14 protein-coding genes are annotated in these 16045 nt (G+C 77.0%); 8 read left to right on the plus strand and 6 right to left on the minus strand.

The window, feature by feature from the left end; translation table 11 throughout:
- Nucleotides 1-65: 65 nt before the first annotated feature.
- The 4 genes from WMF20_RS11760 to WMF20_RS11775 form a co-directional block, all read right to left on the minus strand.
- Nucleotides 66-1178 carry a tetratricopeptide repeat protein gene (locus tag WMF20_RS11760; protein ID WP_437613283.1) on the minus strand — a complete coding sequence of 371 codons (1113 nt, stop codon included), beginning with the start codon at nucleotides 1176-1178 and terminating at the stop codon, nucleotides 66-68.
- Nucleotides 1175-2266, minus strand: a complete 1092-nt coding sequence (gene ltaE / locus WMF20_RS11765) for a low-specificity L-threonine aldolase (RefSeq protein ID WP_437613285.1) — start codon at nucleotides 2264-2266, stop codon at nucleotides 1175-1177. Before ltaE ends, WMF20_RS11760 begins: the two co-directional genes overlap by 4 nt.
- A 65-nt stretch (nucleotides 2267-2331) precedes the next feature.
- Nucleotides 2332-3906, minus strand: coding sequence for a GMC family oxidoreductase (locus WMF20_RS11770; RefSeq protein WP_129574437.1), 1575 nt, complete (start codon nucleotides 3904-3906; stop codon nucleotides 2332-2334).
- The gene (locus WMF20_RS11775; protein ID WP_129574438.1) at nucleotides 3903-4490 is read right to left on the minus strand and encodes a hypothetical protein; all 588 of its coding nucleotides are present in this window, start codon (nucleotides 4488-4490) and stop codon (nucleotides 3903-3905) included. Before WMF20_RS11775 ends, WMF20_RS11770 begins: the two co-directional genes overlap by 4 nt.
- Before the next feature lie 450 nt (nucleotides 4491-4940).
- Here WMF20_RS11775 and WMF20_RS11780 point away from each other — a divergent pair, with 450 nt between their 5' ends.
- The 8 genes from WMF20_RS11780 to WMF20_RS11815 all read left to right on the plus strand — a co-directional run bounded on the left by WMF20_RS11780 (nucleotide 4941) and on the right by WMF20_RS11815 (nucleotide 12391).
- A complete protein-coding gene (locus WMF20_RS11780) occupies nucleotides 4941-6605 on the plus strand; it encodes a hypothetical protein (protein WP_437613288.1) in 1665 nt (554 codons plus the stop codon).
- A gap of 414 nt (nucleotides 6606-7019) precedes the next feature.
- Entirely contained in the window at nucleotides 7020-7568 is a 549-nt protein-coding gene (locus WMF20_RS11785; protein WP_129574440.1) for a Spy/CpxP family protein refolding chaperone, read from the plus strand.
- A 17-nt stretch (nucleotides 7569-7585) separates the two neighbouring features.
- On the plus strand, nucleotides 7586-7816 hold the full coding sequence (locus WMF20_RS11790) for a hypothetical protein (protein WP_437613290.1): 231 nt from the start codon (nucleotides 7586-7588) through the stop codon (nucleotides 7814-7816).
- Nucleotides 7817-7874: 58 nt separating this feature from the next.
- Complete coding sequence (locus WMF20_RS11795; protein WP_129574442.1) at nucleotides 7875-8561, plus strand: response regulator transcription factor; 687 nt, start codon at nucleotides 7875-7877, stop codon at nucleotides 8559-8561.
- Nucleotides 8561-9931 (plus strand): sensor histidine kinase, encoded by a 1371-nt coding sequence (locus WMF20_RS11800; RefSeq protein ID WP_129581317.1) that lies wholly within the window; start codon nucleotides 8561-8563, stop codon nucleotides 9929-9931. The genes WMF20_RS11795 and WMF20_RS11800 overlap by 1 nt, the downstream gene beginning before the upstream one ends.
- Nucleotides 9932-10099: 168 nt before the next feature.
- On the plus strand, nucleotides 10100-10474 hold the full coding sequence (locus WMF20_RS11805) for a response regulator (protein WP_129574443.1): 375 nt from the start codon (nucleotides 10100-10102) through the stop codon (nucleotides 10472-10474).
- Nucleotides 10475-10572: 98 nt separating this feature from the next.
- Complete coding sequence (locus WMF20_RS11810; protein ID WP_437613294.1) at nucleotides 10573-11709, plus strand: hypothetical protein; 1137 nt, start codon at nucleotides 10573-10575, stop codon at nucleotides 11707-11709.
- 205 nt (nucleotides 11710-11914) lie between these two features.
- Nucleotides 11915-12391 (plus strand): hypothetical protein, encoded by a 477-nt coding sequence (locus tag WMF20_RS11815; protein WP_437613296.1) that lies wholly within the window; start codon nucleotides 11915-11917, stop codon nucleotides 12389-12391.
- 21 nt (nucleotides 12392-12412) lie between these two features.
- Here the strand turns inward: WMF20_RS11815 and WMF20_RS11820 are convergent, their stop codons facing one another.
- Together WMF20_RS11820 and WMF20_RS11825 are read right to left on the minus strand one after the other, a co-directional pair.
- Nucleotides 12413-13432 (minus strand): PEGA domain-containing protein, encoded by a 1020-nt coding sequence (locus WMF20_RS11820; protein WP_272828267.1) that lies wholly within the window; start codon nucleotides 13430-13432, stop codon nucleotides 12413-12415.
- Entirely contained in the window at nucleotides 13429-16044 is a 2616-nt protein-coding gene (locus WMF20_RS11825; protein WP_437613298.1) for a Kelch repeat-containing protein, read from the minus strand. The genes WMF20_RS11820 and WMF20_RS11825 overlap by 4 nt, the downstream gene beginning before the upstream one ends.
- Nucleotide 16045: the final 1 nt, after the last annotated feature.

The raw sequence follows: 16045 nt of genomic DNA on the forward strand, positions 1-16045 counted from the left end.
TCGCCACGGCCGGCCGCTGCCACGGCCGGCCGCCGACACGGCGATGCGCCGTGCGGCGCCCCGCGTCAGCGGTCCTTTTCGCCTTCCTTGTCGCCGTCGAGCTCTCGCACGATGTAGTCCGCGCACGGGCGCTGCGGCGCCGGGAGCGACGGGCAGATCGCGTGCGCGCAGCGCGCGTAGCGCGACTCGGGGAGCTCCCGGGCGATGAGCGCCGCGGTCGCGCACGCCTCCTGGGTCCGGCCGTCCTCGCGCCACAGCTTCGCCTCGGCCCAGAGCGCGTCGTCGCGCAAGATGGACGCGGGGTGGTTCGTGTAGAGCTTGCGCAGCTCGCGGCGCGCGGCCGCGCGATCGCCGAGCGCGTCGCGGTAGAGGCGCGCGATCTCCAGCTGCGCGTCGTCGAACCGCTCGCGGTCGTAGCTGCCGGTCGCCGCGGACTCGCGCGGCGCGAGCAGCTCCCTCAGGTAGCCGATGGCCTCCTCGGGGCGCCCGAGGGCGGCGGCGAGCTCCGCCGCGCGGAACAGCGCGTCGTCGGTCAGGCTGCCGACGGGGTACGGGTGCGCGCGCGCGGCGGCGACGAGCGTGCGCAGCGCGCCCTCGCGATCGCCGGTCCGCTCGAGGAGCAGCCCCGTGTGGTAGGCGACGTCCTGATCGAGCTCCGTCCCGCGGAACGCCGGGCCGTGCTGCCGCAGCCACGCGAGCGCGCCGCCCGCGCCGGCGCGCTCCTCCTCGCGCCGGAGGAGCCGCTTCAGCGCGTTGCGCGCGAGCCCGTGCGACGGGTTCCGCCGCGTCGCCGCGAGGAGCATCGCGTAGCCCGCGTCGGCGTCGCCGTGCTCGATCGCGAGATCGGCGAGCTCGAACTCCGCGCGCGCCGAGCGCGGCCCGCGCGGCGAGTCGGCGAGCAGCCGCTCGTACGACGCGCGCGCCTCGGTCCAGGCCTCGGCGCGCTCGAAGGAGCGCGCTTGCAGGAGGCGCGCCTCGTCGCGGTCCTTGACGCGCAGCGCGCGCGACGCGGCGCCGTCGAACGAGCGGGCCGCCTCGCGGTAGCGCCCCGCGTGGTAGGCGCGCTCGCCGGCGGCCATCGCGGCGACGTAGGCGTCGCCGCGCGCCGGCGCGCACGCGGGGCCGAGCAGCGCGGCGATCGCGAGGGCGAGCGCCGAGGCGGCGGCGCGGCGGCTCATGCGCGCGCGCCCTCGTGGCCGCGATCGCGCGGCGCCGAGAGCACCTCGGCGAGCGCCTCGGCGAGGGCGCTCGCCGCGGGCGCGACCTGCTCGGGCGCGACGTCGAGGTGCGTCACGGCGCGGACGGTGCTCTTGCCGGTCGCCCCGATCAGCACGCCGCGCCGCCGCGCGGCGTCGACGAGCCGCTCGGCCGGGATCCCGGGCGTGTCGACGTAGAGGATGTTCGTCTCGGGCTCCTCGATCTCCGCGGGCTGTGCGATCGCGCCCGACCGGGCGGCGCGGCGCGCGGCGTCGCGCATCGCCCGCGCGATGGCGCGCGCGGCCTCGTGGTCCTCGGCGATGCGGCCCTGGTGGTGCGCGAGCGCGTGCAGGGCGGCGGCGGCGAGCACGCCGGCCTGCCGCATGCCGCCGCCGAGCATCTTCCGGAAGCGCAGCGCGGCGCGGATCGCGTCGGCGCCGCCGCACAGCGCGGAGCCGACCGGGGCGCCGAGCCCCTTCGAGAAGCAGACGCTCACCGTGTCGAACGGCGCCGCGAGCTCGGCGACCGTCCGGCCCGACGCGACCGCCGCGTTCCAGAGGCGCGCGCCGTCGAGGTGGAGCGCGAGCTTGTGCGCGCGCGCGACCTCCGCGATGGCGAGGACGTCGTCCTGCGGGAAGACGCGCCCGCCGGCGCGGTTGTGGGTGTTCTCGATCGCGACGACGCGCGTGCGCGGCAGGGTGTACTGCGGCGGCTTGATCGCGTCCTCGACGTCCGCCGCCGTGAACAGGCCGCCGCGCCCGGCGAAGGCGAACTGCACGCCGCTCCACGCGGCCCCGGCGCCGCTCTCGTAGAACGCGCAGTGCGCGCCCTCGCCCGCGATCACCTCGTCGCCGCGCTGCGTGTGGCAGAGCAGCGCGATCTGGTTGCCCATCGTCCCGCTGGGCACGAACAGCGCGGCCTCCTTGCCCGTGAGCTCCGCGACGCGCTCCTCGAGCCTGCGCACGGTGGGGTCCTCCCGGTACACGTCGTCGCCGACCTCGGCCGCCGCCATCGCCGCGCGCATGGCCGCGGTCGGTCGGGTCACCGTGTCGGAGCGGAGATCGATCATCGCTTGCCTCCTGAAAACCTCGGCTGCCGGCCCGGCCGACATGCTAGCACCGCGCCCCCTCGCCCCTACGCGGGGCCCTCCGCCGCGAGCCGCGGGAACCGCTCGGCCATCCGCCACGCGATGCGCGTCGCCATCGCCATGATCGGCACCTGCGAGTTCACGCCGATGCTCGTGGGGAGGATGGAGCCGTCGGCCACGAAGAGCCCCGGCAGCTCGAAGCACTCGCCGCTCTGATCGACGATCCCGCGCCGCGGATCGTTCGCGACGCGCGCGCTCCCGAGCGGGTGGAACGCCATGCACTCGATGCGGCGCGCGTCGATGGGCGCGCGCTCGGCCGCGAGCGCGGCGTCCATCGACGTGATCGGCGGGGCGCCGATCATCGCGGTGTAGACCTCGCGCGCGCCGGCGGCGATCGCCATCTCGCTGAGGAGGGTGATCGAGCGGCGCAGCCGCGCGAGATCCCGCGGCGCCATCGCGTAGGAGACGAGCGGCTCGCGGCCGGGGCCGGGGCGGACGCGGCCGCCGCCCTCGTCGTGGATCATCGCGCCGAAGACCGCGCAGCGCGGCAGCGCGCGGACCCGCCGCCGCAGCGCGGGCCCGACGCCCGGGAGCCCGGCCGCGAGCACGTTGACCGCCGAGTAGACGCCGACGAGCTTGATCCCCTCGGCGTCGAAGTGGTCGGAGTAGACGCTCTGGAGCGCGCCGTCCCAGCCGTTCAGCGCGTCGTCGAACCGCGCGACCACGCGCACCGCGGGGTGCAGCGTCACGTCGTTGCCGAGCGCGCCGCTCGCCCTGAAGGCGCCCGCCGTGCGGAGGAGCAGCGGCGTGTGCAGCGTGCCGCACGCGGCGACCACGACCTTGGCGCGCACGCGGAAGCGGCGCGGCGGGGCGCCGGGCTCGCCGCCGAGCAGCGTCCCCTCGACGCCGGCGGCGCGCCCGCGCCGCACGGTGATCCGCTCGACCAGCGCGTCGGCGACGACGCGCGCGCCGCGCGCCGTGGCCGACGGCAGGTAGGCGACGTCGACCGAGCGCTTCGCCCCGGCGGGGCAGGTGAAGTTGCACCGGCCGTTCCCCTCGCACGCGTCGCCGGTGTTGCGGCGGAGCGGGCGCATCGGGATGCCGAGCCGCCGCGCCCCCTCGACGAACCGCGCCGTCGACGCGGAGCGCATCGCCTCCGGCACCTCGCGGACGTGGAGCCGCTCCTCGACGCTCTCGTACGCCGCCTCGAGCGCCCGCTCCGAGAGCTCGTCGAGGCCGAGGTCGCGCACCCACCGCGCGTGGACGCTGCCCGGGATGCGGAAGCAGACCCCGCCGGTCACCACCGACGAGCCGCCGACCGCGCGCCCGAGCGTGAGGGAGATGATCGGCGTCTCGCCCACGCCGAACGCCGTGACCATGCCGCCCTCGCGGAACAGCCGCCGCAGCGACTCGCTGGGCTTCCAGCGCTGGTAGTCGTCGGGGCGGTAATAGGGGCCCTCCTCGAGCACGATCACGCGGCGCCCCGCCTCGGCGAGCAGCGCCGCCACGACCGCGCCGCCGGCGCCCGAGCCGACCACGGCGACGTCGCACGCCTCGTCGAACCCCGCCGGCAGATCGCGCCCGCGGACGATCGGCTCGCCCGACGCGATGGCGCCGCTCACGCGTCGCCCCGTGCGGCGGGCGCCGCGCGCGGAGCCTCGCCCGCGTCGGCGCGGGGCGCGGCGGGAGCGCCCGCGGCCGGGCGGAGCGCGGGCAGGCGGCGCCGCGCCGCGGTGCTCTCGCGATCGAGGCCCGTCAGCGCGAGCTCCGCGCCCTCCTCGAAGGCGGGGATGCACATCGGCACTTTGAAGGCGACGAGCAGCATCGCGAGGAGCCCGGAGCGGCTCGACTCCAGCGCCTCGAGGTAGGCGAGCCGCCGGCCCAGCGGGAGCCGGCTCATCCGGCTGAAGGCGCCGATGACGAAGGGCGGCAGCAGCTCGAGGCAGGCGGCCAGCAGCGCGAAGCCGCGCCGGGTCTCGGGGCTGGCCTGCCCCAGCGAGAGATCCAGCGCCGCGACCGCGCGCTCGCACACCTCGGCGCCCGGCGGGGCGAGCTCGCCGCGCTCGTCCTCGTCGCAGAGCATCGCCTCCGCGGCGGCCCACGCGACGCGGCGCGCCCAGGGCGAGAGCCCGCGCCCGGGGCGGTCCAGCCGATCGAGCCCTCGCGCTGCGCGCTCGCGCGCCGCCTCTCCCGCGTTCTCCTGCATGGCCGCGAGAGCCTAAGCCCGGATCGACCCGGCGCCGAGATCCAAGGCGGCGCGCGCCGCGGCCGGGTGATCCCGGGCGCTGGCCGCGGCCACGCGGAGGGGGCGCCTTCGAAGGTCGGCCGCGGCCCGCCGCGCAGCTCGTCGAGGCCGGCCGAGCGTGGCGAGGCGCCCGGCGCGCTCTCCTCGGCTCCGGCGCTTCCTCCTCGACGCCGACACGACGCGCCGCGCGGTGACGCGCCGCGTGCCGCGCTCGATCGGCGCGCGACGCCCCGCGCCCGCGTTCGCGCGTCGTTGCAGAACGACATCCTGGCGGTCCGCGGGAGACGCGCGCCGCGCGCGTCGAGGCTCGGTTCCCGCCGGGCTCGCGCGCGCTCCACCGCCGCGCGCGGGCTGCCGGCGCGGATCCGGTTCTGGTATTCAGCGGAGCGGCCGGGGGAACACGGAGGAACGATGGCGGAGCGATCGCTGCAGCACCGGGATCCCGATAGCAAGGACGACGAGACGCTGAGGAGAGAGGCGCGCGTGCACCTCGCGAGCGAGCCTGCGCTGCAGCTCGTGGCGGAGCTGATCGCGCGGCTGCGCGAGCTCGATCTGCCGTGGTGGACGCCGGTCAAGCTGCGCGAGCGGTTCGGCGCGGTCGAGCGGATGGGCTGGTTCCGCGAGCGGAGCGACGTTCGCCAGCAGATCACGACCTCCCTCACGGGCCTGTCGCCGCGGGCCGCCCGGCGCAAGACGCCGGACTTCCAGGGCGCGCTCATCGACTCCGTCATCGACGAGGGCGACATCACCCCGCGCGCGTTCGAGGCCGCGTTCGATCCGCGCGATCTCGCCGTGTACGGCCCGGCCGGCGGCTACTGGCAGTTCTTCCGCGAGTCGATGCCGTGGGATCAGGACACGCCGCAGCACCAGGAGATCGTCGCCTGGCTGCTCAAGGCGCTGCTCGCGGACCGGAGCCCGTTCGAGGGCATCGGCAGGACGCCGATCCTCACGCCGTGGGACGTGCGCACGGCGATCGACGGCCGGCTGTGGCAGACCCGGATCCCGCTCGAGGTCCGCGTCGCCATCGACAACGCGCGGCTCAAGCAGGAGCGCGAGCGCCCGGGCGTGCCGTTCCACGCCGACGGCGAGCTCGCGATCGCCGGGCCGGACGTGATCGCCGCGAACATCCCGCCGCGCGAGATCCTCCCCGTGGTGCAGCTCGCGCAGAAGGCGATGCGCTTCGACGCGGCGCGCGCCGCCACGCCGAAGGCGGACGCGCCGAAGGCGGCGCCGGCCGAGCTGTCGTCGGGCCGCAGCGCCGCGCCCGCGCCGCCCGGCGGCGCGCCCGCGCCGGTCGCCGGCGCACCGGCGTCGACCCCGGCGGCGTCGGCGCCGGTCTCGCCCGGCGGCGCGCCCGCGTCGAAGCCGACGGCGTCCGCGGCGGTGTCGCCGGCCGGCGTGCCCGGCTCGGCGCCGGCGGCGTCCGCGCCCGCGTCGTCCGGCAACGCGCCCGCCTCTTCGCCGGCGGCGCCTGCCTCGGTGTCGCCCGGCGGCGCGCCGGATCCCGGCCAGGCCGGCAAGCCCGCCGCGGGCGCCGCGCCAGGCGGGGCCTCCTCCGGGGCGGCGAGCTCGCCGCCGGCGGGGCTCCCGCCCTCGGTGAGCAGCCCGCCGGCCGGCGCTCCTGCGGGCTCGAGGCCGGCCGGGGGCATCACGCCGACGCCGCCGAGCGCGATCGTGACGCGGCCGCCGTCGGCCGGCGGCGCCGCGGCGGCGTCCGTCTCGTCGCAGGTGGCCGAGCCGCCGCGCAGCCGGCTCCCGAGCGACCCCGGCGTCTCGTCGGCGCGCGCGTCGACGCCGCCCGCGCCGCCCGCGCTGCGCCCGTCGACGCCGCCTGCGCCGCGCGCGTCGACGCCGCCCGCGCCTCCCGCGCCGCGCGCGTCGACGCCGCCGGCGCCGGGCGCCTCGCCGGCCGGGGTCGAGTCGCTCGACGATCTCGAAGCGGAGGACGCCGACGAGGGCGACGGCGCTGCTGTCGACAGCGAGCGCACGAATCCGTGGGCGGTCTCGAGCGACGAGAAGGCCAAGGCCGAGGTGGACGACCTGGACGACCTCGGCGAGGTGGAGCCGGCGAGGTAGGGCCGCCTCACCGCAGCGCGCCGCCTCACCGCAGCGCGCCGCCTCACCGCAGCGCAGCGCGCCGCCTCACCGCAGCGCAGCGCGCCGCCTCACCGCAGCGCGCCGCCTCACCGCAGCGCAGCGCGCCGCCTCACCGCAGCGCGCTGCGCCGTATCGCCCAGCACACATCGCCGCGCCGCGCGCGGCCGCCTTCATCTTTCTTCACGCGCGCTCCTGCACATCCTTCACACGCCCTGCGCAGCTTCGTCGTGGTTCGGGGCCGCGCGTCTGCGGCTCCAGCCTCGCAGCCCGGGGCCGCGCGAGCGCGGCTCCGGTCTCCTGCGACCGGGGCCGCGCGTCCGGACGAGCCGGGCGCCGCGCGGACATGCCCCGTGCACGGATCGACAGCGGAGACGCTCACGGAGGGTGCTCATCATGTTTGGATTCATCGTTGGAACGGCCTGCCTGATCGGCCTGATCGTGACCCTGAAGCGCGCCGGCCGGTACGATTGCGGCGGGCACTGGGGCGCGGGGCCGCGCCCCTTCGGCCGGCGCGGCTTCGGCGGCTTCGGCTTCCGCCGTCGCTTCTTCCTGTCGTTCCTCTTCGACCGGCTCGGCACCACGCCGTCGCAGGAGAAGGCCATCGTCGCGGCCGTCGACGAGCTCCGCGCCGCCGCGGACGCGCACCGGGGCGAGATCCGCGGCACGCGCGCGGACGTCGCGGCCGCCATGCGGAGCCCGAGCTTCGACGAGACGCGCCTCGGCGAGCTCTTCGCGCGGCACGACACCGCCATCGAGTCGCTGCGCAAGGCCGCGGTCGGCGCGCTCGGCAAGGTCCACGCCGTGCTCGAGGACCGCCAGCGCGAGCAGCTCGCGGATCTCATCGAGATCGGGCCGGCCGCGTTCCGCGATCTGTGGTCCGGCAGGGCCGGGTGGCGCGGCCACCGCGCCGATCCCTACAGGACGCACGGCGGGTGGGCGTGAAGGAGGCGACGAAGACCATGATGCGACGCCAGATCACGATCACGCTGCTCGTCCTCGGCACCGTCTTCGGTTACGCCTCCGGCTTCTCGGCGCTGCGCTGCCGGGCCGAGGCCCGCCGCGACGCCTTCCAGCGCCACGTCGCCTCCCTCTGCGTGGACGCCGCGCGGGAGGCCGAGCGCTCCTCGTGGCGGAGCGCCGCGCCCGCGCGCCCCGCGGCGCCGGAGGCCGACACCGCCCCCGGCCGCTGAGCTATACACAAAAGAGGCGGCGGCCGCGCGCTGCCGCCCCTTCCCTTCGGGTCCCTCCATGGCGCTGCGGCTCCTGCTCATCGACGACGACTCAAGGCTCCACGCCCTGCTCGCGAGCTACCTCGAGCAGAACGGCTTCACGGTCACGGTCGCGAGCGACGGCGCGCGCGGCCTCGCGGCGCTCGCCGCGGGCACCTTCGACGCCGTCCTGCTCGACGTGATGATGCCCGGCATGGACGGCATCGAGGTCGTGCGCCGCATCCGGCAGAAGAGCTCGATGCCGATCCTCATGCTCACCGCCCGCGGCGACGAGGCCGATCGCGTGGTCGGCCTCGAGATCGGCGCCGACGACTACATCGCCAAGCCGTTCAGCCCGCGCGAGCTGCTCGCGCGCCTCCGCGCCGTGCTCCGGCGCGCCACGCCCGACGCCGCCGGCGAGCGGATCGTGGCCGGCGACATCGCCATCGACGTGCCCGGCCGCGTGGTCACCGTCGCGGGCAAGCCCGCGGAGCTCACCGGCATCGAGTTCGACATCCTCGTCGCCCTCGCGCGGCGCGCCGGCCGCGTCGTCGCCCGCGAGGCGCTCCTCGAGGAGGCCGGCCGCGGCGACGTCAACGTCGGCGGGCGGACCGTCGACGTGCACATCTCGCACCTGCGGCAGAAGCTCGCCGACGACCCGCGGTCGCCGAAGCTCATCAAGACCGTGCGCGGGGTCGGCTACGTGCTCGCCAAGGACCGCGCGTGATGCGCTGCCGCTCCTGGCTCTTCGAGAACGGGCGGAAGGTCTCGATCGGCCGCTTCCTCAGCGCCCGGCTGCACCGCCGGATCTTCATGTGGTTCGGCGCGACCATCCTGCTCACCGCGTTCGCGGCGATCGCGACGGTCGGCGCCATCGACCGCGTCGGCAACTCCGGCTGGCGGCACGAGCACGCCCGCGCCCAGTCCTTCGTGGGCCACCAGTTCCAGCGGGTCTGGGGCGATCCCGTGGCCCGCGACGCCCTCGCCCGCGTGATCGCGGAGGATTTCGACACCGACCTGGAGCTCCTCGACGCGAAGGGGCGGCGGCTCGCGCGGTACGGCCAGCCTTGTCGGGCGCAGGCCCTGGTCGCGCCGGTCCCCGGCGACGGCGGCTCGCTCGGCACCGTGCTCCTCTGCCCCGGGCGCGGCCGGTCCGGCGCGTCGCTCCGCCTCGCCCTGCCGCTGCTCGCCGTGGCCGCCGTCCTGTGGGCGGCCTCGGGCCTCATCTCGCGCCGCCTCGCCCGCCCGCTCGTCGATCTGGCCCACGTCGCCCACGAGATCGGCGCCGGCAAGCTGTCGAGCCGGGTCCGGCTCGACCGCCACGGCCACGGCCACGGCGAGGTCGGCGTGGTCGCCGAGGCGGTCAACGACATGGCCGCGCGCATCGAGCGCCAGATCGCCGACCAGCGAGAGCTCCTCGCCGCCGTGTCGCACGAGCTCCGCACGCCGCTCGCCCGGATCCGCCTGCTCACCGAGATGGCCCGCGGGGACGGCGGGCCGAGCGCGCCCGTGTTCGACGACCTCGATCGCGAGGTCATGGAGATCGACGCCCTCGTCGGCGACCTCCTGGCGAGCTCGCGCATCGACTTCGCGGCGCTCACCTTGACGCGCCTCGACCCGGCCGAGGCCGCGATCCGCGCGCTGGAGCGCGCCGGGCTCGACCCGACGCTGCTGGAGGTCGCCGAGGGGACGCCGCCGTTCGAGGCGGACGCGACGCTGCTGGCGCGCGCGCTCGCCAACCTGCTCGAGAACGCGCGCGCGCACGCGGGCGGGGCCGAGCGGCTGCGCGTCCGCCCCGGCGGTCCGAGCCGCGTCGTCTTCGAGGTCGAGGATCGCGGGCCCGGGTTCGCGGACGGGGAGGAGACGCGCATCTTCGAGCCGTTCTTCCGGCGCGAGCGGGCGCAGGGCGGGGAGAGCGGCGCCGAGCGCGGCTCGCTCGGCCTGGGCCTCGCGCTGTGCAAGCGCGTCGCCGAGGCGCACGGGGGTCGCGCGTTCGCCGAGCGCCGCGAGGGCGGCGGGGCGCGCGTGGGCATCGAGCTCGCGCTGCGCCCGCCGGCGAGCGCCGCGCGCCTCCGCGATCGCCCTCTCCGCGCCTAGCGTGCGATCCCCGGAAGGGGTGGCCGCCGCGCGGGGCTGGACGGCCGCGCGGCGGACGCCGGGGAGCGGCGCCCGGGGGCAGCCAACCCGGCAGCGAGCGGACGGGGCGGGCGCGTTCCCGCTTGACCGCGCGACGGCGCCGGTGCGAGGCTCCGTCAGCTCGCGACCATGCGTATCCTTCTCTGTGAAGATCAGGACGCGATCCGGCGCATGATCGAGGCGCTGGTCGGCGCGAGCGGCCATGAGGTCATCGGCGTCGGCACCGGCCCCGAGGCGGTGGAGCGCGCCTTGACCGAGCCCTTCGATGTCCTCCTGCTCGATCTGATGCTCCCCGGCAGCATGGACGGCTTCGAGGTCTGCGCGCGCCTCCGCGCGGACCCGGCGACGGCCAGCCTGCCGATCGTCGTGATCAGCGCCCTCGACGACCGCGAGGCGCGCGTCCGCGCCGAGGCGCTCGGCGCGACCGCCTACTACGCGAAGCCGTTCCGGCCCCTCGAGCTCCTGGAGCACATCGGCGGGCTCAAGGCCGCGCGGCGGGCCTGACCGCCGCCGCGGCTCCCCGGCCGGCGCAAGAGCGCGCTGGAACGCGGCGCGGGTTTTGGCTACACCCCGCCGTCATGCACACTCGGTGGCGCGGGGTTATGGCTTCGATGCTCGCGGCGGTCGCCCTCTCGGGGCTCGCGGGCTGCGACGGGGACAAGAGCAAGGCGCAGGCCGCCGCCGACGCGGGCGCGCTCGACGCCGGCCCGGCGCTCCCGGTCGTCGGCGGCAAGCTCGGCGCGGAGCTCGCGGAGGCGGCGAAGTCGGGCGGCCCCGAGAGCCGGCCGGCGCCGGGCGGCGCGAAGGACGGCCCGCCGGAGAACGGCGTGTTCTCGCCGCAGGCGGCCGCCGCCGTGCTCCCGAAGGACGTGCCCTACACGATCGAGGTCATCGACGCCGGCAGCGAGCCGCGCGCCCAGCTCGCCGCGAAGGTCGATCCGAAATCCGAGCAGAAGGTCGCCATGACGCTCGGGCTGCGCATGGGCGGGCCGCAGGGGTTGCCGAACCTCGAGCTCGGCCTGAGCCTCAAGGCCGACAAGCCGGCGGACAAGCCCAAGGAGGGCGCGCCCGCGCCCGCGGCACCGACGAAGGTGACCGCGAAGATCACGTCGGCCACGCTCGCGTCCATGTCCATCGGCGGCCCGCCGAAGGAGCTCGCCGACGCGCTGGCGAAGCTGAAGGGGAGCGCGCTGCGCTACGATCTCTCGCCGGCGAACGTGGTCAGCAACCAAAAGCCCGAGCTCGCCAAGGACGCCGACCCCGGGCTCCAGCCGCTGCTCGCCGCCCTCGGGGAGGCGATCACGCTCCTCACGCCGCCCCTGCCGGACAAGCCCGTCGGCGCGGGGGCCTACTGGATGGTCACCGACCGCGCCGTGGTGTCGGGCGCGCAGCTGCCGGTGCTGCGCTACCGGGTCTTCAAGATCGAGAAGGTGGAGGGGGATGTCGTCTCGTTCAGCGTGGACACGCGCCAGTACGCGGAGGGCGCCGACCTCAAGCTGCCGGGCCCGAACGGCGACGTCACGCTGACCATCGACCGGCTCGACTCCGCCGGCAAGGGCACGCTCACCTGGTCGCCGTCGAGCTACGCGCCGGGCACGGCCGACGCCTCGCAGCGGCTCCAGGCGCTGCTCGTGCCCCCCGGCGCCAGCGGCCCCGGCGCCGGCGGCCAGCAAGCCGCCCAGCGCAGCGTCGCCCAGGTCGAGCTCACGGCGAAGATCGCGCCGCCCGCAGCGCAGTAGCCGCCCGCCGCGCGGGCGAGGGCGCGCGTGCGCGCCGCTGCGCCCGGCCTGGAGAGCATGGCGACCGCGCCTCGCTCTGGCGCGCCGCGGCGGCGCAGCGGGGCGTTGGCTAATCCCGTGCATGAACGTCCATGCGGGGAGGCGTGGCGGCTGTCCGACCCGGCTGGCAAGGGCGGGCGAGCAGACTGCGCCACGACGGGGCGGCATGAGCTACGGGGGCGGACGGAACACGCACGGGTGCAGCCTCGAGGCCTACCTCGAGGAGCCGGGGCTCACCGAGGGACAGCGGCGGCGGCTGCGGCTGTTCCAGACGGTGGAGGACGCTGTGGGCGATCGCGTGGAGCAGCTGTGCACGTGCAGCGAGCTCGAGGTGACCGACGCGGCGATCCTGGTCGTGTCCCCGGCGGCGCGCCGGCTGCTCTTCCGCAGCGCGGCGGCCGCCGGCGCGGAGCCGCCGGCCGCGAGCGTCATCCTCGGCCATCGGGCGCGGCTCCACGCGTTCCTGCACGCCGCGCTGCCGCCCACGGACGAGGCGCCGTTCGACCCCTACGCCGACCTGCTCGCTCCCTCCCCGCCCCAGTGCGTCCGCGTGCTCATCCTCGACGAGGACTCGCTCACGGTGCTGAACTACGGCGCGTTCGTGGTGGTGAGCCTCGACCGCAGCGAGATGCCGGCGGCGTAGCGACCGGCCCCCGCGGGCCGATCAGAAGCGCACGGTGAGGCGGAGCGGGCCGACGGCGGCGCGCGGCGGGGCCTGCTTCTGCGGGGCGCCGGCGGGGTCGCGGTCGAGGACCAGCACGAGCACGCCGGCGCCCGCCGCGAGGAGGCCGGCGCCCGCGACGATGTCGCCCGCGAGCGCCTGGGCCCGCGCGGCGTCGGCCGCGTCCCCGTCCCGCGTTGGCGCGTCCGACGCGCTCGCGACGCCGAGCAGGCCGATCGCCACGCCGGCCGCGACGGTGGTCAGGCCGCCGGCGAGCAGCACGATCGGTACGACGCGGACCGTCGCCGCGTCGGGCGCGGCGTCGGGCGCCGCGCCGCCCGGCAGCGCCCTCGCGGCCGGCGCCCGCGGCCCGGCGGCGGCGCCCGGGGTGGGCGCGCCCGGCGTGGACGCGCCCGGCGTGGGGGCGTCGCGCTCCAGGGTCAGCATGACGACGACGCGGCTCCCCGGCGCCGCGGCGACGCTCCGCCGCGCCTCGCGGTAGCCCGGCGCGCTCACGGTCACCACGTGGTTCCCCGGGTTGACCGGCCGAGGCCGATCGAGCGCCGCCGCGGGCACCTCGACGCCGTCGATCTTCACCACCACGCCCGCGACGTCGTCCGGGGAGAGCCTCAGATCGAGCCCGGCGACGTGGCGCTCGAGCTCCTGCACCGCCTGCCGCGCGAGCTTCTCGTACCCCTTCGTCGCCGGCGCGGACGGCTCGACCAGGAACGCGCGGAAGCTCTCCAGCGCCTCGACGAGCTGGCCGGTCTGCTGCTGCGCCACCCCGAGGCTGTAGAGCGTGATCGGCGCGCGCTTGATCGCGAGCGAGCGCTCGTACCGCTCGCGCGCCTCCTCCCAGCGGCCCTGCTTGGCGAACTCGGAGCCCTCGATGAAGATCTCGCGCGCGACCGCGACGTCGGCCGCGCTCTGCGCCGCGGCGGGCGCGGGCGCCGCGAGGAGCCCCGCCGCGGCGACGAGGAGCGCGAGGGGGCCCGCGAGGGCCCGCGTCCGTCGCGGCGTCACGGCCTGAACCGCTCCCCGTCGGCGAGCAGCGAGAACCCGTCGAACCCGGACCACAGGATGAGCTCTGTCCCCGTCCAGACCCCCACGCCGTAGCTGTGCTGCTTGTTCGCCACCGCCAAGCTCGCGCCCCACCCTGCCACGGGATCGTACAGCTTCCCGTCCTTTTTGGGCATCGCATCGCTCCGCCCGCCCGCGATGAGCGCGCGCGTGCCGGTCCACCCGGTCCAGCCGGTGCGCCGCTCGCCGCGGCTGCGCCGCGAGAGCTTGTCCTTGTCGTCGACGGCGGCCCACGTGCCGGCCGCCGGGTCGTAGAGCGCGCCGTCGTCGAGATCGCGGTCGTTCTTGTCCAGGCCGCCCCAGACGAGCAGCCGGCTGCCCAGCCAGACCGCGAACGCGTCGGCCCGCGGGCTCGGCGCGCCCGCGCTGGGCAGCGATCGCCACGCGTCCGTCGTGGGGTTGTAGGCGTACCCGTCGTTCGCGGTCGCGTCGCCGGCGCGCCCGCCGAACAGGTAGAGCTCCGCGCCCGACCACGCCCACGCGACGCCATCGCGCGCCGGGGCCGCGCCCACGCTGGACACCGGCGACCACGCGTCGGCGACCGGGTCGTAGAGCGCGCCGCCGCCCACCGGGCCGCCGCCCGCGGCGCCGCCCCAGATCAGGAGGCGCGTGCCGGTCCACACGGCGATCGGCGACCGCCGCGCCGCGGGGGCGTTCATGGTGCTCATCGCGCGCCAGGTCCGCGCCGCCGGGTCGTACGCGCCGCCGGTGGCCAGGCCCGCCGTGCTCCCGAACGCGCCGCCGCCCCACACGAGCACCCGGGAGCCCGTCCACGCCGCGCCGGCGAGCACGCGGGCCGAGGGCGCGCCCTCGACGCCCAGCGGCGACCACGCGTCGCGCGCCGGGTTGTAGAGCGCCCCGTCGTTCACGTCCCTGGTCGCCGTGCGGCCGCCCCACACGAAGAGCGCGTCCCCGATCCAGGCCGCCGCGGCCATCTGGCGCGGCGCGGGCGCGCCGGCCGCCGTCATGACGACCCGCGGCGGCGTGCACTCGCCGTCGCGGCACTCGCGGCCGCTCAGGCAGGCGTTGCCGCACGCGCCGCAGTGCTCGACCGAGCCCAGGCTCACGCACTCCCCGTCGCACGCCACGAGGCCGGCGCCGCAGGGCGGGATGCAGGCCCCGCCGGAGCAGATCTCGTTGCCGCTGCAGTCGGCGCTGGTGCAGCACTGGCGGCACGCGACCAGGCTGCAGCACTGTTCTCCGGCGGCGCAGCCCGTGCTCCGGCACGCCGTGCCGCCGGCCTCGCACACGTCGGTGGTGCAGCCGTCGCCGTCCGAGCAGTCCGCGTCCGAGCAGCAGGCGCGGCAGTCTGCGCCGCAGTCGTGCGGCGTGAACCCGCCGCACGCGCACACGCCGGCGGCGCACGCGGCGCCCGGCTTGCAGGCGTTGCCGCACGCGCCGCAGTGCTGCGGGCTCCGGGCGAGGTCGGACTCGCAGCCCGGCGCGCTCGCGTCGCAGTCGGCGAAGCCCGCGTCGCAGGCCAGCGCGCCGGCCTCGCAGTGCTGGTGAGGCCCCGCCACGACGCCGCACGCGCCGCAGTGGCGCGGGCTGGTCTGCGTGTCGACGCACGAGAGGCCGCACGCGGTGAGGCCCGGGGCGCAGGTGACCACGCACGACGTGCCGTCGCAGCGCGGCGTGTCCGTCGGGCACTGCACGCCGCAGGCGCCGCACGTCGCCGGGTCGGTGACGATCGACTCGCAGCCCGGCAGCCCGTCGCAGTCGAGGAGCCCGTTGGTGCAGGCGCAGCCGCCGACCGGGTCGCACGCCATGCCGTCCGAGCAGGCGTCGCCGCAGGCCTTGCAGCTCTCGGTCGTGCCGAGCGGGGCCTCGCAGCCGTCGTCGGGCGACAGGTTGCAGTCGGCGTACCCCGCCTGGCACCCGCACACGCCCGCCTGGCACTCCATGTTCGGCCCGCAGGTGACGCCGCAGGCGCCGCAGTGCGCGGGGTTCGACGAGCCGTCGGTCTCGCACCCCGTGTCGGAGAGGCCGTCGCAGTCGAGGAGCGGCGGCGCGCAGGCGCACCGCCCCGCGTCGCAGATCGCGCCCGAGGGGCAGCGGAGGGAGCAGCCGCCGCAGCGCTCGGGATCGCTCGTGAGATCGACCTCGCAGCCGTTCGTGACGATGTTCCCGTCGCAGTTGTCGAAGCCGAAGACGCACTCGGACGAGCAGTGGCCGCCCACGCAGAGCGTGTTCAGGCACGCCGCGCCGCAGGCGCCGCAGTTCGACGGATCGTTCAGCACGCTCGTGCACGCGCCGCCGCAGCACGACTCGCCGGCGCCGCAGGCGTCGCCGCAGGCGCCGCAGTGCCCCGGGTCCTGGCTCAGGTCGACGCACGTCCCGCCGCAGCACGCGTCCGCCGGGCAGTCCGGCGCGCAGCCGCCGGTCGACGTGCTGCCCGGCGTGCCGGCGCCGCCCTCGGACGGCTTGTCGGAGAGGGCGCTGTCCGCGAGCAGCGAGCAGGCGCCGGTGAGCACGGCGAGGGCGAGCAGCAGCGGCCATCGCGCGCCGAGCGTGGGCTCGCGATGTCGCGCTCCGCGAGCGGGCCTCACGTTCATC

Source organism: Sorangium sp. So ce834 (assembly GCF_051521425.1).
Taxonomy (GTDB): domain Bacteria; phylum Myxococcota_A; class Polyangia; order Polyangiales; family Polyangiaceae; genus Sorangium; species Sorangium cellulosum_D.